Annotated in this window: 20 protein-coding genes and 1 pseudogene; 14 read left to right on the forward strand and 7 right to left on the reverse strand. The window is 73.6% G+C overall.

The window, feature by feature from the left end; translation table 11 throughout:
- Positions 1–202 precede the first annotated feature (202 nt).
- Entirely contained in the window at positions 203–385 is a 183-nt protein-coding gene (locus ABZ693_RS25095) for a hypothetical protein (RefSeq protein WP_359881314.1), read from the reverse strand.
- 230 nt (positions 386–615) lie between these two features.
- On the opposite strand from ABZ693_RS25095, the gene ABZ693_RS25100 reads away from it, so the two are divergent.
- The 3 genes from ABZ693_RS25100 (at position 616) to ABZ693_RS25110 (ending at position 3951) form a co-directional block, all read left to right on the forward strand.
- Positions 616–2022: an NYN domain-containing protein gene (locus ABZ693_RS25100; protein WP_359881317.1), complete on the forward strand. Its 1407-nt coding sequence runs from the start codon at positions 616–618 to the stop codon at positions 2020–2022.
- Between the two features lie 20 nt (positions 2023–2042).
- Positions 2043–3014, forward strand: coding sequence for an ABC transporter ATP-binding protein (locus ABZ693_RS25105; RefSeq protein WP_359881471.1), 972 nt, complete (start codon positions 2043–2045; stop codon positions 3012–3014).
- Positions 3015–3126: 112 nt separating this feature from the next.
- Entirely contained in the window at positions 3127–3951 is an 825-nt protein-coding gene (locus ABZ693_RS25110; RefSeq protein ID WP_435842530.1) for an ABC transporter permease, read from the forward strand.
- A 9-nt stretch (positions 3952–3960) separates the two neighbouring features.
- On the opposite strand, the pseudogene ABZ693_RS25115 reads toward ABZ693_RS25110, so the two are convergent.
- Positions 3961–4146, reverse strand: a pseudogene (locus tag ABZ693_RS25115) (DUF6086 family protein); the annotation flags it as partial.
- Between the two features lie 91 nt (positions 4147–4237).
- Between ABZ693_RS25115 and ABZ693_RS25120 the strand changes: the two are divergent.
- Positions 4238–4873, forward strand: a complete 636-nt coding sequence (locus tag ABZ693_RS25120; protein WP_359881320.1) for a DUF2567 domain-containing protein — start codon at positions 4238–4240, stop codon at positions 4871–4873.
- Between the two features lie 105 nt (positions 4874–4978).
- On the opposite strand, the gene ybaK is transcribed toward ABZ693_RS25120, so the two are convergent.
- From ybaK to ABZ693_RS25140, 4 genes are all read right to left on the reverse strand, one after another.
- Positions 4979–5476 (reverse strand): Cys-tRNA(Pro) deacylase, encoded by a 498-nt coding sequence (gene ybaK, locus ABZ693_RS25125; RefSeq protein ID WP_359881323.1) that lies wholly within the window; start codon positions 5474–5476, stop codon positions 4979–4981.
- 14 nt (positions 5477–5490) lie between these two features.
- Positions 5491–6228 carry an LON peptidase substrate-binding domain-containing protein gene (locus ABZ693_RS25130; RefSeq protein WP_359881326.1) on the reverse strand — a complete coding sequence of 246 codons (738 nt, stop codon included), beginning with the start codon at positions 6226–6228 and terminating at the stop codon, positions 5491–5493.
- A gap of 5 nt (positions 6229–6233) precedes the next feature.
- Complete coding sequence (locus ABZ693_RS25135; protein ID WP_359881329.1) at positions 6234–7391, reverse strand: hypothetical protein; 1158 nt, start codon at positions 7389–7391, stop codon at positions 6234–6236.
- A 258-nt stretch (positions 7392–7649) separates the two neighbouring features.
- Positions 7650–9251, reverse strand: coding sequence for an oxidoreductase (locus ABZ693_RS25140; RefSeq protein WP_359881331.1), 1602 nt, complete (start codon positions 9249–9251; stop codon positions 7650–7652).
- A 172-nt stretch (positions 9252–9423) separates the two neighbouring features.
- Here ABZ693_RS25140 and hisD point away from each other — a divergent pair, with 172 nt between their 5' ends.
- From hisD to ABZ693_RS25190, 10 genes are all read left to right on the forward strand, one after another.
- Positions 9424–10779 (forward strand): histidinol dehydrogenase, encoded by a 1356-nt coding sequence (gene hisD, locus ABZ693_RS25145; RefSeq protein WP_359881332.1) that lies wholly within the window; start codon positions 9424–9426, stop codon positions 10777–10779.
- Between the two features lie 47 nt (positions 10780–10826).
- A complete protein-coding gene (locus tag ABZ693_RS25150) occupies positions 10827–11945 on the forward strand; it encodes a histidinol-phosphate transaminase (RefSeq protein ID WP_359881477.1) in 1119 nt (372 codons plus the stop codon).
- Positions 11942–12535, forward strand: a complete 594-nt coding sequence (gene hisB / locus ABZ693_RS25155; protein WP_359881335.1) for an imidazoleglycerol-phosphate dehydratase HisB — start codon at positions 11942–11944, stop codon at positions 12533–12535. The genes ABZ693_RS25150 and hisB overlap by 4 nt, the downstream gene beginning before the upstream one ends.
- A gap of 2 nt (positions 12536–12537) precedes the next feature.
- On the forward strand, positions 12538–12702 hold the full coding sequence (locus tag ABZ693_RS25160; RefSeq protein ID WP_359881338.1) for a CG2302 family histidine operon protein: 165 nt from the start codon (positions 12538–12540) through the stop codon (positions 12700–12702).
- On the forward strand, positions 12699–13352 hold the full coding sequence (hisH, locus tag ABZ693_RS25165) for an imidazole glycerol phosphate synthase subunit HisH (protein ID WP_359881341.1): 654 nt from the start codon (positions 12699–12701) through the stop codon (positions 13350–13352). The genes ABZ693_RS25160 and hisH overlap by 4 nt, the downstream gene beginning before the upstream one ends.
- Positions 13349–14092 carry a bifunctional 1-(5-phosphoribosyl)-5-((5-phosphoribosylamino)methylideneamino)imidazole-4-carboxamide isomerase/phosphoribosylanthranilate isomerase PriA gene (priA, locus tag ABZ693_RS25170; RefSeq protein WP_359881344.1) on the forward strand — a complete coding sequence of 248 codons (744 nt, stop codon included), beginning with the start codon at positions 13349–13351 and terminating at the stop codon, positions 14090–14092. The genes hisH and priA overlap by 4 nt, the downstream gene beginning before the upstream one ends.
- A complete protein-coding gene (locus ABZ693_RS25175; protein WP_359881346.1) occupies positions 14089–14514 on the forward strand; it encodes a RidA family protein in 426 nt (141 codons plus the stop codon). Before priA ends, ABZ693_RS25175 begins: the two co-directional genes overlap by 4 nt.
- Positions 14511–15266: an imidazole glycerol phosphate synthase subunit HisF gene (gene hisF, locus ABZ693_RS25180; protein WP_359881349.1), complete on the forward strand. Its 756-nt coding sequence runs from the start codon at positions 14511–14513 to the stop codon at positions 15264–15266. Before ABZ693_RS25175 ends, hisF begins: the two co-directional genes overlap by 4 nt.
- Positions 15267–15403: 137 nt before the next feature.
- Positions 15404–15991 carry a winged helix-turn-helix domain-containing protein gene (locus tag ABZ693_RS25185; RefSeq protein ID WP_359881352.1) on the forward strand — a complete coding sequence of 196 codons (588 nt, stop codon included), beginning with the start codon at positions 15404–15406 and terminating at the stop codon, positions 15989–15991.
- Positions 15992–15995: 4 nt separating this feature from the next.
- The gene (locus ABZ693_RS25190) at positions 15996–17249 is read left to right on the forward strand and encodes an MFS transporter (RefSeq protein ID WP_359881355.1); all 1254 of its coding nucleotides are present in this window, start codon (positions 15996–15998) and stop codon (positions 17247–17249) included.
- A gap of 36 nt (positions 17250–17285) precedes the next feature.
- Here the strand turns inward: ABZ693_RS25190 and ABZ693_RS25195 are convergent, their stop codons facing one another.
- Complete coding sequence (locus tag ABZ693_RS25195; RefSeq protein WP_359881357.1) at positions 17286–17927, reverse strand: TIGR03085 family metal-binding protein; 642 nt, start codon at positions 17925–17927, stop codon at positions 17286–17288.
- Between the last annotated feature and the right edge of the window lie 9 nt (positions 17928–17936).

The raw sequence follows: 17936 nt of genomic DNA on the forward strand, positions 1-17936 counted from the left end.
GTCGGCGCCTCCGGATCGTGGACGAGCAGCGGCCGTACGCCCGCCTCGCGCAGCGCCCGGTCGTGGCGACCGGGAAGGTTTGCCGGGCGTCGCGAGCCGGTGAACCTTTCCGGTCGCAGCACTAGTCACACTCAGGTGAAGCACGCGCGAGGGGCGCGCCCGTCGTCACGGGCGCGCCCCTCGGTGCTGTGTGCGGGCGGGGTCAGTTGTGCCCGAAGCGCTTCTGGCGGCCCTTGCGGGCCATGTCGCCCGGGGTGACCTGGCTGGTGCGCTGCTCCGACTGGGCCTCGATCGAGGACCGCTGCGCCTGCTGCGTGCCGCGTTCGGCCTGCGAGGTGCGCTGCTGCTGTTGCTGACTGCGGTCCTGCTTGCGGTTCTTGGCCATGGGGGTGATGCCTCCTCGTAGGGGGTCTAAAGGCCGGGGCCGCTGTCAGACTCACATACGGTACGAGGGGTCGCATTTTGGATCATTACGGACCGTAAGCACCGCCCGGAAGTGAGATTCGCCACGCCGATGATCCAGTTCCGGACCTCAACCCCACCCCGGTCGGGCAGACTCGAAGGATCCTGGAGCACATCCGATCCCGAGATCCCCGAAGAGTTGGGCGAAAGAGGGTGGAACACGTGGACCGATGCGTCGTCCTGGTGGACGCCGGCTACCTGCTGGGCGCAGCTGCCAGTCTCCTCGCGGGCGAGCCGGCCCGCGCGCGGATCACCGTCGACCACGCGGCGCTCGTCCGGCAGCTGCGCGAGTGCGCCGAGGCCGACACCCGGCTGCCCCTGCTGCGGATCTACTGGTTCGACGGCGCGCCCGGCCGCTCGCCCCAGCCCGAGCACCGCAGGCTGCGCGTGCTGCCCCGGGTCACCGTCCGGCTGGGCGCCCTGACCCGCAGCGACGGCCGCTGGGCGCAGAAGGGCGTCGACGCGGCCATGCACACCGAGCTGACCGAGCTGTCCCGCAACCGCGCCTGCTCCGACATCGTCCTCGTCACCGGCGACGGCGATCTGCTGCCCGGCCTGATGTCCGCCAAGGAACACGGCGTCGCCGTCCACCTGTGGGCCGTCCAGGCCGCCGACGGCGACTACAACCAGTCCGAGGACCTGGTCGCCGAGGCCGACGAACGCCGGGTGCTCGACCGGGCCTGGATCACCCGGGCCATCCGCGCCAAGGAGCTGGGCGGATCGTGCGCCCCGCCGCCCGTGCCCCGCCCCGAGATCGCCGCGATCCTCTCCGCGCCGCTGCCCGAGTCCGGACTCTCCTCCGCCGAACGGGCCGCCGCGCCGGCCGACGCCGCCCCGGCCCCCGCCTCCGGGCCGGACCGGAACGGGGACCAGGGGCCGGGCCCGGGCCCCGGTCCGGGCCGAGGCGGCGAGCCGGAGCCCGCACGCGAACCGGAACCGGAGTACGCGGGGGTCCGCGGCGGCGACACCGACCGGGAGACGAACGGGGAAGGGGCCGCCGGAATCCAGGTGAACGGTTCGGCCGTGCCCGCACCCGCGAACGGCAAGGCCGTCCCCACTCCCAAGGACCTCGCCGGACTCCGCGGCCCCGCCACCGCCCTCGCGCCCGCCCCGCAGTCCGCCGCCACCCTGCGCTGGTCCTCCGACCGCGGCTGGATCGACCGCCCCGCGTCGCTCGGCGAACCCGCCGAGACCGCGTCCCTGCCCACCCTCGCCCAGCTCACCAGCGCCGAACAGCGCTGGGCCGACCGCGAGGAGGACATCACCACCGTCGGCGGCGACCCCTACGAGGTCGGCCAGGTGTTCGCCCGGCGCTGGCTCGACCGGCTGCCCGAGCCCTCCCACGTACCGAAGCTCGCCGCCATGTACCCGCGCATCCCGCACCGCATCGACGGCGAACTCCTCCGCTACGCCGCCCGCTTCGGCCTGCTCGCCCACAAGGACGACCAGATCGACGAGCACGACCGGTATGCGATCAGGGCCGGATTCTGGCGCGAGATCGATCTGCACGCGGCCACCCGACACGCCCCCGCGCCCGAGGAGAACGGGCGGACCCCGTAGGCTGCTCCCTCGTGAGTACGGTGTGCGAGGTGCGGGATCTGGTCAAGACGTACCCCGCCACACGCGGCAGGCGCGGTACCCCCGCGACCCCCGAGGTGCGGGCCACCGACGGCATCAGCCTCGATGTGCGCGGCGGGGAGATCTTCGGCCTGCTCGGCCCCAACGGCGCCGGCAAGTCCACCCTGGTCCGCCAGCTCACCGGACTGATGCGCCCCGACTCCGGCACCGTCCGCCTCCTCGGCCACGACGTGGTGCGCCACCCCGAACGCGCCGCCCGGCTCCTCGCCTACCTCGGCCAGGAGTCCACCGCCCTCGACGAACTGACCGTCGCCCTCGCCGCCGAGACCACCGGCCGGCTGCGCGGGCTCGGCCTCCTTGAGGCCCGCGCCGAACGCGACGCCGTCCTCGACGAACTGGGCCTGACCCCGATCGCCGGCCGGCCGCTGAAGAAGCTCTCCGGCGGCCAGCGCCGGCTCGCCTGCTTCGCCGCCGCCCTCGTCGGCGAACGGTCCGTCCTCGTCCTCGACGAGCCCACCACCGGCATGGACCCGGTCGCCCGTCGCGCCGTGTGGGCCGCCGTCGACCGGCGCCGCGCCGACCGCGGCACCACCGTCCTGCTCGTCACCCACAACGTCATCGAGGCCGAGACCGTCCTCGACCGGGTCGCCGTCATCGACCGCGGCCGCGTCATCGCCTGCGACACCCCCGCCGGACTCAAGGAACGCGTCGCGGGCGAGGTCCGCGTCGAGCTGGTGTGGCGCGAGCGGGCCCCGCTCGACCTCCCCGAGGTGGCCGCGCTGCGCGAACTCGCCCAGGAGTCGGGCCGCCGCTGGGTGCTGCGGCTCGCCCCGGACGAGGCCCGCGCGGCGGTCGCCGCGGTGACCGGCGGGGCGGCCTTCGCCTCGCTCGACGACTTCACCCTGGCCACGCCGAGCCTGGAGGACGTGTACCTGGCGCTCGGCGGGCAGGCCCGGGGACTGGTGAAGGCGTGACGGACCCGAGGTCCCGCGCGGTGCCGTACGGTGTGCCGCGCGCCATGCCGGGGAAGCCGGCGCGCGAGGCGACACCCGAGACGTACGAGTGGACTGTCAGGAGCTGGACGAGTTGAGCACCCTGCCCGCCGAGGCCCCGGCCGCCGCCGTGGCCGGTCCGGCCCGGGACGAGGAACCGGGCGCCGCGCCGCTCGCCCCCCGCGCCCGGCTGCTGCCCGCCCTCGGCGCCGTCTACCGCGCCCAGCTCTCGCGCGCCCGGGTCTCCCGTATCCCGTTGCTCTTCGTGGCCACCTTCCAGTCCGTCGGCATCATGATCCTCATGCGCGGGGTCGTGGACGGCGGCTCGGAGGCCCGGGCCGTGGTGGCCGGCTCCGCCGTCCTCGTCGTCGCCTTCGTCGCGCTCAACCTGCTCGCCCAGTACTTCGGGCAGCTCCGGGCCGGCGGCGGACTCGACCACTACGCCACCCTCCCGGTGCCGCCCGCCGCCGTGGTCCTCGGCGCGGCCGGCGCGTACGCCTCCTTCACCGTGCCCGGCACCGTGCTCACCGCCGTCGCCGGCTCCGTCCTCTTCGGGCTGCCACTCGGCCACCTGTGGATCCTCGCGGCCGTCGTCCCGCTGTCCGGGGCGGCGCTCGCCGGACTCGGCGCCGCCCTCGGCCTGCTCGCCCCCCGGCCGGAACTGGCCACCCTGCTCGGCCAGCTCGGCATGTCCGCGGCCCTGCTCCTCGGCGTCCTGCCCGCCGACCGGATGCCCGGCCCGATCGCCTGGGCCCGCGACCTGCTGCCCTCCACGTACGGGGTGGAGGCTCTGGCACGCGCCTTCGACCCCCACCCGGACTGGCCGGTGGTCGGCCTCGACCTCGCGGTGTGCGGGGCGGTGGGCGTCGTCTCGCTCGTGGTGGCGACCTGGGCCTACCGCCGGGCCGCGGTGCGCTGATCCGCGCAGGGCGTCGACGAAGGTCGCGAGCGCGGCCTTGCCGACCGCGCACTCGTCCCGGTGCGGGAGCGGCAGGAAGCCCGAGGGCGGCTCCAGCTCCGCCTCGAAGACCTCCCCCTGGCGCGGGAAGAGGCGGGAAGCCCCGTTGGACGGGTTCCACCGGGTCTGGTCGTCCGTCACGTCGTACCGGCTCATGGCGGCTCCTCGTCCGGATGATCTTGGCGGGGCGGCGTATCCGGTCCGATGCGCCGAGGCGGCCCACAGGGACACCTGGCACGATGGCGTCGTGACCGCACCCCTGACGCCTCCGCACCAGCCGCCGCCCGATCCCTGGTCCGCGAACCCGCCGGAGCCGCCCGACGGCGGGCCTGGTGTCGCGGCCGAGGTCCGGCAGGCCGTCGTGGTCGCCCTCGCCTCGGGTGTGGCCGGCGCGCTGCTCGGGCTGCTGTGGCTGTGGCTGGCGCCGCGGGTCGGCCTGATCTCCGACGGCAAGGCGGTCTACCTGCGCAACAGCGAGGCGGAGGCGGCCGTCGGCGGGGACGGGACGTTCATCCTGCTCGCCCTCGGCTTCGGGGCCGTGGCCGCGGCCCTGGCCTTCCTGGTGCACCGGCGCGGCGGCGTCCCGCTGGTGTTCGGCCTCGCCGCGGGCGGGGTGCTCGGCTCGCTGCTCGGATGGGGCGTGGGCGTCTGGTTCGGACCGGGTCAGGACGTCGTCGCCCACGCCAAGGCGGTCGGGCCCAAGGTCCCCTTCGACGCGCCGCTCGAACTCAACATGGCGGCGGCGGCGATGCTGGCCTGGCCGATCGGCGCCATGCTCGTCCACCTGGTGCTCACGGCCCTCTTCGGGCCCCGTGAACCGCGGCCGGCCGAGGACTTCCCGGCCTGGCCGCCGCTGCCGACGCCGCAGGCCCCGCCGCACTGAGTCCGGCCGTCACCGGCCCCCTCCGGCGATTCGGCCCCGTTCTCCACGCGCGCGTGGAGAACGGGGCCGAGGCGTATCAGGATCAGGGCCCGGACAGGGGGGCGCTCAGGCGCGGCCGATCGGGGCCAGGACGGCGCCGGTGAGGCCTGCCAGGTCCTGCGGGGTCAGCTCGACCTCCAGGCCGCGCCGTCCCGCCGAGACGCAGATGGTCTCGTGGTCCGAGGCCGAGTCGTCGAGGACCGTCCGCAGCCGCTTGCGCTGCCCCAGCGGGGAGATGCCGCCGCGCACATAGCCGGTGGTGCGCTCGGCCGCCGCCGGGTCCGCCATCGCGGCGCGCTTGCCGCCGACCGCCGACGCGAGGGCCTTCAGGTCGAGCTGCCCGGCCACCGGGACGACCGCGACCGTCAGCTCCCCGTCCACGTCCGCGACCAGCGTCTTGAACACCCGCGCGGGCGACACCCCGAGCGCCTCGGCCGCCTCCCCGCCGTACGAGGGAGCCGCCGGGTCGTGGTCGTAGGAGTGCAGGGTGTACGCCGTGCCGGCCGCGGTCAGCGCGACCGTCGCCGGGGTCCCGCCGCCGCTCTTCTTCTGCTTCTTCGCCACCGGGGCTTCTCTCCTCAGTTGGGACTGGTCGGCGCGTGCGTCAGATCCACCGCCGGGAGCGACGGCAGGTGACGCAGCATCGCCGTCTCGGCCCGCAGCAGCGCCAGCTCCTCGCGCAGCCGGGACGAGGTGTCCGGGGCCTGGAGCAGCCGCTGCTTCGCCGGGGTGTCCAGCACCGTCGCGGCGGCCACCAGATAGGAGACCACCGACGGGTCGTCGGGCAGTTCGCTGGTGGTCAGCGACCGCTCCCGGGCGCCCGCGAGCCGTTTCTGGTACGTACGGAACGCGCGCAGCACGCCCTCGGCGAGCGGGCCCGCCTCGTCGCCCTGCTCCTCCGGGACGTCCTCGATCTCGGCGGTCAGGAACGGGCCGGTCGCGTCGACGGAGAGCAGCCGCACCCGGGTGGTGCCGGTGGCCATCACGTCGAAGCCGCCGTCCGGGCGCTCCCGGATGGACACCGCGTCGGCCACACAGCCGACCTCGTGGAAGGACCGGAACGGGTCGGGGCCGAAACCGGCCCCCGGACCCTTCTCCGACAGTTTCGTCTGGTCCGGCAGGCCGAGGGCCGTGGGCGCGGTCTCCCGGCCGTCGCGGATCGCGACGACGACGAAGCGGCGCGGCTCGGACTCGTCCGTCCGGAGCAGCTCGCGCATCAGCGCGCGATAACGCTCCTCGAAGACGTTCAGGGGCAGCACGAGGCCCGGGAACAGCACCGCGTTGAGCGGGAAGAGTGGCAGACGAGCGGTGGTCACAGCGGTCAAGCGTAATGGCCGCCGGGCCCGCCTCGGCCGGGCCGTCCGTCCGGATCCGCGGGGTCCGCCCCCGAGCCGGTGTCCCGGCCCGTGTCCGGGCCTGCGCGAAGGGCCGTGCCGGGGCCTGTTCCGAACCCGTCCCCGTCCCCGGTTCCGCCCCTCGATCCGCCCCGCAGCGGGGTGCGGCGCGCCACCTCGCGTACGGCCGTGGCCCGGGCGTCCAGGAAGCCGCGCAGCGGATCGTCGGCGACCAGCCGCCAGGGGAACGCGGTCGCGTGCGGGCCGATCCGCCCGAACTCGGCGAGCGCCTCGTGCCAGCGGCCCCGCTCCACCAGGACATGGACGAGCAGATTCCGTATCTCGGCCGGCCACAGATCGGCCACCGGGTACTCCGCCGACAGCGCGAGCGCCCGGTCGGCCGCCGCGTCGATCCGCTCGCCCGGCACCCCGTGCTCCGGCCCGGGGCGGGCGGCGAGCTGCGCGAAGGCCGCCCGTACCGGCAGTGCCTGCGCCAGCGAACCGGGCAGCGCGTCCTCAGCCGCCTGCTCGGCGAAGTCGAAGCACTCGTGGTGCGAGCCGTACCACTGGGCCGACAGGTACTTCAGGGCCGCCACATGGCTGCCGTAGTGGTGCGGGGCCCGGCGCAGGGCCTGTTCCCACAGGGCCTCGAACGCCGTGTGCCCGGCGCGGACGCCGCGCGCGTGGTCCAGGGCGATCCGCCACGGCACCGGATCGCGGGGATCCGCTCCGGCCGCCGCCTCGACCAGCGGCCCGACCTCGTGCAGCCGTTCGGCCCGCGCGGGGGAGTCCCAGGCGCGGCGGACCGCGAGCTGCGCGGCGACGAGCAGGGCGTCCGGGTCGTCGGGCGCGCTCGCCAGCCAGCGTTCCAGCCAGCCGTCGCGGTGGTACGCGAAGGCGGCGAGGCGGGTGACCTGGCGGTCCCGGTCCTCCCACTCGGCGGCGTCCCGGGTGGTGGCGAGGAGTTTGGCGGCGGGCTCCGGGTCGCCGAGGGCGGCCGCGACCAGGGCCGGAGCCAGCCGAGCGTCCGGTATGTCGAGCAGCACGTCGTCGTCCGGCGGGCATCCGGCGGCGAGCCGGGGCGCGTGCCGGACCAGGCGTGCGGTGCCGATCAGGGCGCGGAGCAGTGACATCGTGCGAATCATTGAAAACCGCAGGTGAGGGCGGCGCCAGAGGCGGCCTGTGAAGCTTTGGTAGCGGCCGGAAGGTTGTATCGACGGGGGTCAAGACAGCGTAAAGAAAGGGGCGAACCGGTGCCGATCCGACCCCCCTCTATCTTCTTTCTTCACGCGCCGTCCCGACCCGCCGGCCGCACCGGTCAGCCTGCCGCCGCCCCGTGGCGGCAGGCGCGCGTCCTCCGGGCCGCCCCGCCGCACCACCAGCCGGCCCTCACCGCCCGCGCGTCACCCGCGCCGCAGCAGCCGCGACGCCCCCGCCGCCACCGTCGTCGCCAGCACCCAGCCGACCAGGATCAACGCCGTCGACAGCCACTGCCACAGCCCCTGCATCCGCCAGTACCCGACCTCGCCCAGGTCGATGACCGGCAGCAGCAGGTCGAGCGCGTACAGCGTGGCGTCCCAGTGTGGTGCCTCGCCCGGCTTCAGCGGCACCGGTTCGTACCGCGAGAACGCGTACGCGCTCGCCGCCCACAGCACCGCCATCCACAGCGCGGCCCGCCCGGGCCGGTAGCCGTACGCCACCGCCAGGTCCTGCACGTACCCCCACAGCTTCCCGGCGACCGGCAGCGTCTCGCGGCGCCGCCGCTGCTTGGCGAGCAGCACCTCGCGCGCGTCCGCGTCCTCGCCGCTGTTGCGCAGCACGGTCGCGAGGCGCTCGTACGGCTCCGGCGCGTACTCCGGGGTGGCGGCCGCGACCCATTCGAGGCGCCGGGACAGCGGGAAGTGCCCGTAGGGGACGAGCGTCTCGTAGACGAATCCGCTTATCGCGAGCCCGCCCGGGCCCGGCCAGCTGCCGGCCAGGTCGAGCAGCGTCACCACCTTCGCCCCGTTGAGCACCACCCGGCCCTCCTCGGGGCGCTCCCCGCTGAACCGCAGCTCCGGAGTGACGATCCTGCGCAGCGACAGCTCCTCCCGCTGCGCGCCGTCCAGCAGGAACCGCGCCCCGCGCAGGTCCACCGCGTCGCCGAACCGCCCGTCGTCCAGCCGCACCCCGCCGTGGCACTCCACGGCCTTGCGCCGCGCCCCCTGGGCCGGCGTCACCCCGTACGGCGGGGTGGTCGTCGAACTGCCCGAGCTGTCGTAGACCCAGGCCGAGTCCAGGTAGAGGGTGCGCTCCACGGTCAGCTGCGGCGCGTTCAGCGCGCGGCGCTGCTGGGCGCCGCGCAGCACACTGCCCCGCAGGCTGAGCGACACGCCGATCCGCGCCCCGCGCAGACTCACCTCCCCGAACGTCTCGATCAGCTCGGCCTGGAAGTCCTGCGCCACCACCAGCCCGTCGGCCGCGATGGCCCGGCCGCGCCGGTCCGGCCACACCCGGATCTGGTTGATCAGCAGATCCGTCCCGATCTGCGCGTCCGTCAGCCGGATGCCCCGCTCCACCCGGCAGCGCGGCAGATGCAGATCGCCCGCCGTGTGCAGGCGCGCCGCCTCCAGCCGCGGGATGGCGCATTCCACCATCCGCAGCGTCCCGAACCGGGCCTCCGGCAGCACCACCTCCCCGTCGAAGCGGCAGCCGTTCATCTCCACATAAGGCCCTATCTCACCGCCCGCCAGATTCAGCGCGCCGGTGATCCGCACCCCGCGCAGCCGCAGCGCCGCGACCCGCCCGGCCCGCGCCTGGGGGCCGTGGAGCAGCAGCAGCGCCACGATCTCCGCCCGTACGCTCCGCTCGGCGCCCCACGCCTCGCGCACCGCGAACGGGTCGTCCCGCTCGGCGACCCCTTCTCGCAGGTCACAGGTGTCGCCGACCCGGAACGCCGTCCACATCTCCCGCTCGGGGCCGGTCAGGCCCTCCGGCATCTCGTCGTCCTCGCGCGGCTCGGTCACTGCCGCCCCCTCGCTTCCCACGATTCCGGTTCCCGGATTCGTACAGCCGTTCTTCCCGCTGTGTGACGGACTGAACGCTAACGGTCAGGAGTGGCGACAAGACGCCAGAGTGGTTCGTATCAGCCAGTGATACGAACGGCGGGCTTCCTGGGGCGTCTGAGAGAATTGACCCGTGATCTCTCGAATCGATCTGCGTGGCGCGGCCCTCCCTGAGGGTTCCGCCCTGCGCGACCTGCTGCCCCGTGCCGAATTCGACGTGGAAGCCGCCCTGGAGAAGGTGCGGCCGATCTGCGAGGGCGTACGGCATCATGGCGCGGCCGCGGTGATCGACTACGGGGAGAAATTCGACGGCGTGCGGGTCGCGAGCCTGCGCGTACCCGCCGAGGAGCTCACGCGCGCCCTCGACGAGCTGGACCCGGCCGTCCGCGCGGCCCTGGAGGAGTCCATCCGGCGCGCCCGCATGGTCCACCGCGACCAGCGCCGCACCACCCACACCACCCAGGTCGTCCCCGGCGGCACGGTCACCGAGAAGTGGATCCCGGTCGAGCGCGTCGGCCTCTACGTGCCCGGCGGCCGTTCCGTCTACCCGTCCTCCGTCGTGATGAACGTCGTCCCGGCGCAGGAGGCCGGCGTCGAGGGCATCGCCGTGTCCTCCCCGCCGCAGAAGGAGTTCGGCGGCCTGCCGCACCCCACGATCCTCGCCGCCTGCGCCCTGCTCGGCGTCGACGAGGTGTACGCGGCCGGCGGCGCCCAGGCCGTCGCCATGTTCGCGTACGGCACCGAAGACGCCGGGAGCACCGCCGGCGACGAGCCCGGCTGCGCCCCGGTCAACCTGGTCACCGGCCCCGGCAACATCTACGTCGCCGCCGCCAAGCGCCTCCTCAAGGGCCGGATCGGCATCGACGCCGAGGCGGGCCCGACCGAGATCGCGATCCTCGCGGACTCCACCGCCGACCCGGTGCACGTCGCCGCCGACCTGATCAGCCAGGCCGAGCACGACCCGATGGCCGCCTCCGTCCTCGTCACCGACTCGGAGGAGCTGGCCGAGGCCACCGAGGCCGAGCTGAAGACCCAGGTCGCCGCCTCCAAGCACGTCGACGACCGGATCGTCCCGGCCTTGGCCGGCCGGCAGTCCGCGATCGTCCTCGTCAACGGCCTGGCCGACGGTCTCAAGGTCGTCGACGCCTACGGTGCCGAGCACCTGGAGATCCAGACCGCCGACGCCGCCGCCGTCGCCGACCGGGTCCGCAACGCGGGCGCGATCTTCGTCGGCCCCTGGGCGCCGGTCTCCCTCGGCGACTACTGCGCCGGCTCCAACCACGTCCTGCCCACCGGCGGCTGCGCCTGTCACTCCTCCGGCCTGTCCGTGCAGTCCTTCCTGCGCGGTGTGCACATCGTGGACTACACGCGTGACGCGCTCGCCGACGTCGCCCACCACGTGGTGACCCTCGCCGAGGCGGAGGACCTGCCGGCCCACGGCGCGGCGATCAAGGCACGGTTCGGCTGGAAGGTTCCGGAGAGCAAGTGACTGCGCACAACCCCGCACGACGGCCGAGCGACACGCCCGGCCTCGGCATCGGCATCGGCATCGACGATCTCCCCATCCGTGACGAGCTGCGCGGCAAGACCCCGTACGGCGCGCCCCAGCTCGACGTGCCCGTCCAGCTGAACACCAACGAGAACCCCTACCCGCTGCCCGAGCCGCTCGTGGCCCGGATCGCGGAGCGGGTCGCCGAGGCCGCCCGCGGCCTCAACCGCTACCCCGACCGCGACGCCGTCGAGCTGCGCACCGAGCTGGCCCGCTATCTGACCCGTACGGGCGGATACGAGGTCGGCCTCGGCAACGTCTGGGCCGCCAACGGCTCCAACGAGGTCCTCCAGCAGCTGCTCCAGACCTTCGGCGGCCCCGGCCGTACCGCGATCGGCTTCGAGCCCTCGTACTCGATGCACGCGCTGATCGCCCGCGGCACCGGCACCGGCTGGATCTCCGGCCCGCGCAACGACGACTTCACCATCGACGTCGACGCGGCCCGCCGGGCGATCACCACGCACGCGCCGGACGTCGTCTTCATCACCTCGCCGAACAACCCCACGGGGACGGCGGTCGAGGCGGAGACCGTCCTCGCGCTGTACGAGGCGGCCCAGGAGGTCAAGCCCTCGATCGTGGTCGTGGACGAGGCGTACGTGGAGTTCAGCCACCGCCCCTCGCTGCTGCCCCTGCTCGACGGCCGGCCGCACCTGGTCGTCTCCCGGACCATGTCCAAGGCGTTCGGCGCCGCCGGACTGCGCCTCGGCTACCTGGCCGCCCACCCGGCCGTGGTCGACGCCGTCCAGCTGGTCCGCCTCCCGTACCACCTGTCCGCCGTCACCCAGGCCACCGCGCTCGCCGCCCTGGAGCACACCGACACCCTCCTCGGGTACGTCGAGCAGCTCAAGGCCGAGCGCGACCGCCTGGTCGCCGAGCTGCGGGAGCTCGGCTACGAGGTGACGGACTCCGACGCCAACTTCGTCCAGTTCGGCCGTTTCGACGGGCCCGGGGGAGCCCAGGCGGCCTGGCGGAAGATCCTCGACCGGGGCGTCCTGGTCCGGGACAACGGCGTACCGGGCCGGCTGCGGGTCACCGCCGGCACCCCCCAGGAGAACGACGCGTTCCTCGACGCGGTTCGTCAGTTGAAGAAGGAGCAGAGCGCATGAGCCGCGTAGGCCGCGTGGAACGCACCACCAAGGAGACGTCCGTCGTCGTCGAGATAGACCTCGACGGCACCGGAAAGGTCGACGTGTCGACCGGGGTCGGCTTCTTCGACCACATGCTGGACCAGCTCGGCCGGCACGGTCTGTTCGACCTGACCGTGAAGACCGACGGCGACCTGCACATCGACACGCACCACACCATCGAGGACACCGCCCTCGCCCTCGGCGCCGCCTTCCGGCAGGCCCTCGGCGACAAGGTCGGCATCTACCGCTTCGGCAACTGCACCGTCCCGCTGGACGAGTCGCTCGCCCAGGTCACCGTCGACCTCTCCGGCCGCCCCTACCTGGTGCACACCGAGCCGGAGAACATGGCGCCGATGATCGGTGCGTACGACACCACCATGACCCGGCACATCCTGGAGTCCTTCGTGGCCCAGGCGCAGGTCGCGCTGCACGTCCACGTACCGTACGGACGTAACGCGCACCACATCGTGGAGTGCCAGTTCAAGGCGCTGGCCCGAGCCCTGCGCTACGCCTCCGAGCGCGACCCGCGCGCGGCCGGAATCCTCCCCTCCACGAAGGGCGCGCTGTAACCGTGAACGGTCTCTCCACCATCCTCATCGTCGTGGGGCTCTTCCTCCTCGGCGGTGTGTACTCCTTCGTCAAGCAGAAGCAGTCGAAGAGCGTCATCGGCGTGCTCGCGTTCGGCGCCGTGATGAGCCTGGCGGCCGGCCTGCTGCGACTGGACCTGTGGTCATGAGTACGTCCGCCAAGACCTCCAAGAAGGTCGTCGTCTTCGACTACGGCTTCGGCAACGTCCGCTCCGCCGAGCGCGCCCTCGCCCGGGTCGGCGCCGACGTCGAGATCACCCGCGACTTCGACAAGGCCATGAACGCCGACGGACTCCTCGTCCCCGGCGTCGGTGCCTTCTCCGCCTGCATGGAGGGCCTCAAGGCCGCCCGCGGCGACTGGGTCGTCGGGCGCCGGCTGTCCGGCGGCCGGCCCGTCATGGGCATCTGCGTCGGCATGCAGATCCTCTTCGCCCGCGGCATCGAGCACGGCGTCGAGACCGAAGGCCTCGACGAGTGGCCCGGCACGGTCGGACCGCTCGACGCGCCCGTCGTCCCCCACATGGGCTGGAACACCGTCGACGCGCCCGCCGGCAGCGAGCTCTTCGCCGGTCTGGACGCCGACGCCCGGTACTACTTCGTGCACTCCTACGCGGTGCGCGAGTGGACCCTGGAGACCGCCAACCCGAACATGCGCGCCCCCAAGGTCAGCTGGGCCACCCACGGCGAGCCGTTCGTCGCCGCCGTCGAGAACGGGGCGCTGTGGGCGACCCAGTTCCACCCCGAGAAGTCCGGCGACGCCGGCGCCCAGCTCCTCACCAACTGGATCGGAACCCTGTGACTGTCCCGCCGAGCGGCACGCTCGAACTCCTCCCCGCCGTCGACGTCCGCGACGGCCAGGCGGTCCGCCTCGTGCACGGCGAGTCCGGCAGCGAGACCTCCTACGGCTCCCCGCTCCAGGCGGCCCTCGCCTGGCAGCGCGCCGGCGCCGAGTGGCTCCACCTGGTCGACCTGGACGCCGCCTTCGGCACCGGCGACAACCGTGCCCTCGTCCGCGAGGTCACCGAGGCCATGGACATCAAGGTCGAGCTGTCCGGCGGCATCCGCGACGACGCCACGCTCGCCGCGGCCCTCGCCACCGGCTGCACCCGCGTCAACCTGGGCACCGCCGCCCTGGAGACCCCCGAGTGGGTCGCCAAGGTCATCGCCGAGCACGGCGACAAGATCGCCGTCGGCCTGGACGTCCGCGGCACCACCCTGCGCGGCCGCGGCTGGACCCGCGACGGCGGCGACCTCTACGAGACGCTGGCCCGCCTCGACTCCGAGGGCTGCGCCCGCTACGTCGTCACCGACATCGCCAAGGACGGCACGCTCCAGGGCCCCAACCTGGAGCTGCTGCGCAACGTCTGCGCGGCCACCGACAAGCCGGTCGTCGCCTCCGGCGGCGTCTCCTCGCTGGATGACCTGCGCGCCCTGGCCGGGCTCGTCCCCGCGGGCGTGGAGGGCGCGATCGTCGGCAAGGCGCTGTACGCGAAGGCGTTCACCCTGGAAGAGGCCCTGGAAGCGGTGGCCGCGGTATGAGTGACCAGCCCAGGAAGGTGGTGACCGGCGCTCCCTGGGAGGAGCAGTTCGGTTACTCCCGCGCCGTGGAGCTGCCGAACGGCACCGTCCTGGTGGCCGGCTGCACGTCCGTCGTCGACGGTGTCATCGCCGACGGCGGCCCGTACGAGCAGGCCGTCAACTCCTTCAACGTGGCCTTCGCCGCTCTGAAGCGGCTGGGCCTCGGTCCCGAGCACGTGGTGCGGACGCGGATGTACGTCACCCACGCGCGCGACACGGACGAGGTCGGCCGCGCCCACAAGGAGCTGTTCGACGCCGTCCGCCCGGTCGCGACCATGGTCATCGTCTCCGGCTTCGTCGACCCGCGTCTGGTCGTCGAGGTCGAGGTCGAGGCCTACCGCCCGGACACCCGCCCCGCGAGTATCGAGGGAGGTGCGGCGTGAGCCTCGCCGTACGCGTGATTCCCTGCCTGGACGTGGACAACGGCCGCGTCGTCAAGGGCGTCAATTTCCAGAACCTGCGCGACGCGGGCGACCCGGTCGAGATGGCCAAGCTGTACGACGCCGAGGGCGCCGACGAGCTGACCTTCCTCGACATCACCGCCTCCTCCGGCAATCGGGAGACCACCTACGACGTGGTGCGCCGCACCGCCGAGCAGGTCTTCATCCCGCTGACGGTGGGCGGCGGCGTCCGTTCCGCCGACGACGTGGACAAGCTGCTGCGCGCCGGGGCCGACAAGGTGGGCGTGAACACCGCCGCCATCGCCCGCCCCGACCTGATCCGCGAGATCGCCGAGCGCTTCGGCCGCCAGGTCCTCGTCCTGTCGGTGGACGCCCGCCGTACGGCCTCCGGCTCCTTCGAGGTGACGACGCACGGCGGCCGCCAGGGCACCGGCATCGACGCCGTCGAGTGGGCCCACCAGGCCGCCGAGCTGGGCGCGGGGGAGATCCTGCTCAACTCGATGGACGCCGACGGCACGAAGGACGGCTACGACACCGAGATGATCACGGCGGTACGCAAGCACGTGACCGTCCCGGTGATCGCCTCGGGCGGCGCGGGCAAGCTGTCCGACTTCCCGCCGGCCATCGCGGCGGGCGCGGACGCGGTGCTCGCCGCCTCCGTCTTCCACTTCGGCGATCTGCGGATCGGCGAGGTCAAGCACACGCTGCGGGAGGCGGGCCACCCGGTCCGCTGACCCGTCGCACGCCTGACAGTTTGCCAGGAAGGGCCCCTCCGGGGGCCCTTCGTCGTGTCCGGGGTCGGCCGAGAAGTACAGGATCAGTTGCGCAATTTATCTTGTGCAAGTTTTCTTTCGCATTTATAGTCAGGGACATGACCTCGCAGGAGAATCGCCGGATCACCGACCTCGGCACCCTCAAGGCCGTCTCGCACCCGCTGCGGATGCGTCTCTACCGCGCCCTCTTCGTCGCCCGCGTCGCGACCGCCTCACAGCTCGCCGAACAGGTCGACGAGGCCGTCTCGCTCGTCAGCTACCACCTGCGCAAACTCGCCGACCACGGCCTGATCGAGGAGGCCGAGCCGCAGTCGGCGGACGGTCGCGAACGCTGGTGGCAGCCCAGTTCGCGCGGCGTCAGCGTGCATGACGAGGACATCCGGGACTCGCCCGAACTGGTCGCCGCGAACGACGCGTTCAGCCGTATCCTCGGCGATCAGCGGGCCGCCCTCCACCGCCGCTTCGTCGACGAACGCCTCACCTGGTCCGAGGAATGGCGCGCCGCCTCCCTCAGCTCCGAGTGGCTCCCCAAGCTGACCGCCGCCGAACTCGCCGCACTCGGCGAGGAACTGGACGCCGTCGTCGAGAAGTACGACCAGAAGGCCCGCGCCGCCGAGGCGGCCGGCGACACCGAGGGCCGCGAGAACGTCGCCCTCCACCTCCACGGCTTCCCCTACCGGGGCTGAGCCGATGACCACGACCGAGATCGCCGCCGCCTCCGGCACCACCGCCCGCCCGGCCCACCGCAACCCCCAGGTGCTGCGCTGGCTCGGCGCGTACACCGCCTCCACGCTCGGCGACAGCGTCTACTACCTCGCGCTGTCCTGGGCCGCCGTCAGCGGCGGCAGCCCCGCCCAGGCCGGGCTCGTCATGACCGTCGCCGCCGTCCCCCGCGCCCTGCTCATGCTCGTCGGGGGAGTGGTCGCCGACCGGCTCGGCCCGCTCCGCGTCGTCCTCGCCTCCGACGCCGTCCGCTGCCTGGCCACCCTCGGCCTCGCCGCCGTCCTCTTCCTCGCCTCGCCCGGCCTGTGGGTGCTCGCCGCGATCGGCCTGGTCTTCGGCACCGTCGACGCCCTGTTCCTGCCGGCCGTCGGCGCCCTGCCGCCCCGGATCGCCGACCGCGACCAGCTCGCCCGGGTCCAGGGCATGCGCGGCATCGCGTACCGCATGGGCTCCGTCCTCGGCTCCCCGCTCGGCGGCCTCGCCGTCGCCCTCGGCGGCTCGGCGACCGCCTTCACCGTCGCCGGCGTACTCTTCGCGCTCTCCTTGCCTCTGCTGTGCGGGCTCAGGCTCCGCGCACTGCCCGGCGAGGACGCCGGCGCGCCACGGGGCGGCACCGCCTGGCGCGACCTCGCCGACGGCCTGCGCTATCTGCGCGGCCACCGCGTCCTCGGCCCGCTGATGATCGTCATCCTGCTCGCCGACCTGGGCTTCGTCGGCCCGCTCAACATCGGCCTCGCGGTCTTGGCCGACCAGCGCGGCTGGGGCGCCGCCGGCATCGGCTGGGTGCTCTTCGGCTTCGGTACGGGCGCGGGCGCCGCCTCGCTGCTCCTCACCGTCCGCGGCCGGGTCCCGCGCGCCGGCGCCGTCATGGGCTGGAGCATGACCCTGGGCGCGATCACGATCGGCGCGCTGGCCTTCGTCCCCGTACTGCCCTTCGCCGTGCTCGTCGCGGTCGCGATCGGACTGCTCGCCGGCCTCAACGGAGTCCTGTGCGGCTCCCTCGTCCAGACCGAGGCGGACCCCGCCTACCTGGGCCGGGTCAGCGCCGTCTCCAGCCTCGGCAGCCTCGGCCTCGCCCCGCTCAGCTATCCCCTCACGGGCACGGCCATCGGCCTGTGGGGCACGGGCCCGGTGTTCGTCGTGAGCGCCTCTGTCTGCGTCGCCTCGGGCGCCCTGGCCCTCCTGGTCCCGGCCCTGCGCCGCGCCGAACTGCCGAAGTGACGCCCGGGGTGCCGGATCCCCGGACGCCCTGGGCCCCTAGATCCCCAGCTGCTTCGTCGCGTGCAGCCGTTCCACCGCCTCCGGCTCCCCCTCCAGGTCCACCTTCGCCACGTCCTGCCGGCCGAACAGGAACATCATCAGCTCGCCCGGCTCCCCGGACGCCGTCACCACCGGGGTGCCGCGGTGGGCCACCACCGTCTGGCCGTTCGGCCGCCGCAGGACCAGGCCCACCGGCGCCTTCCGGCCGAGCAGCCGCGCCGACTTCTCCAGGCGCGCCCACAGGGTGTCCGCGAACACCGGGTCCAGCTCGCGCGGCGACCAGTCCGGCTGCGCCCGCCGTACGTCCTCGGCGTGGACGAAGAACTCGACGACGTTCGCGCCCTCGTCCACCTGCTTGATCGTGAACGGGGACATCCGCGGGGGCCCCGTTCGGATGAGCTGGATCAGTTCGTCGTACGGCTTCCCGGTGAACTCGGCCTGCACCCGTTCGAGCCGCGATTTCAGCGCCTGCATCGGCACCACCGCGCCCGCCGCGGCGTCCGGGCGGCGCTCCCGCACCACCACGTGCGCCGCGAGGTCGCGGGTCAGCCAGCCCTCGCAGAGCGTCGGGGCGTCCGGGCCCGCGGCCTCCAACAGGTCGGCGAGCAGAAGTCGTTCACGCTTGGCATGGGTCGACATGCCCGCCAG

The organism is Streptomyces laurentii (assembly GCF_040635425.1).
GTDB lineage: Bacteria > Actinomycetota > Actinomycetes > Streptomycetales > Streptomycetaceae > Streptomyces > Streptomyces laurentii.

Excerpts from the sequence above, each read along its gene's own strand:
- hisB (WP_359881335.1), top strand. The coding sequence starts at position 11,942 with ATGAGCCGCGTAGGCCGCGTGGAACGCACCACCAAGGAGACGTCCGTC.
- ABZ693_RS25190 (WP_359881355.1), top strand. The coding sequence starts at position 15,996 with ATGACCACGACCGAGATCGCCGCCGCCTCCGGCACCACCGCCCGCCCG.
- ABZ693_RS25185 (WP_359881352.1), top strand. The coding sequence starts at position 15,404 with ATGACCTCGCAGGAGAATCGCCGGATCACCGACCTCGGCACCCTCAAG.
- ABZ693_RS25195 (WP_359881357.1), bottom strand. The coding sequence starts at position 17,927 with ATGTCGACCCATGCCAAGCGTGAACGACTTCTGCTCGCCGACCTGTTG.
- ABZ693_RS25135 (WP_359881329.1), bottom strand. The coding sequence starts at position 7,391 with ATGATTCGCACGATGTCACTGCTCCGCGCCCTGATCGGCACCGCACGC.
- ABZ693_RS25175 (WP_359881346.1), top strand. The coding sequence starts at position 14,089 with ATGAGTGACCAGCCCAGGAAGGTGGTGACCGGCGCTCCCTGGGAGGAG.
- ABZ693_RS25095 (WP_359881314.1), bottom strand. The coding sequence starts at position 385 with ATGGCCAAGAACCGCAAGCAGGACCGCAGTCAGCAACAGCAGCAGCGC.
- hisH (WP_359881341.1), top strand. The coding sequence starts at position 12,699 with ATGAGTACGTCCGCCAAGACCTCCAAGAAGGTCGTCGTCTTCGACTAC.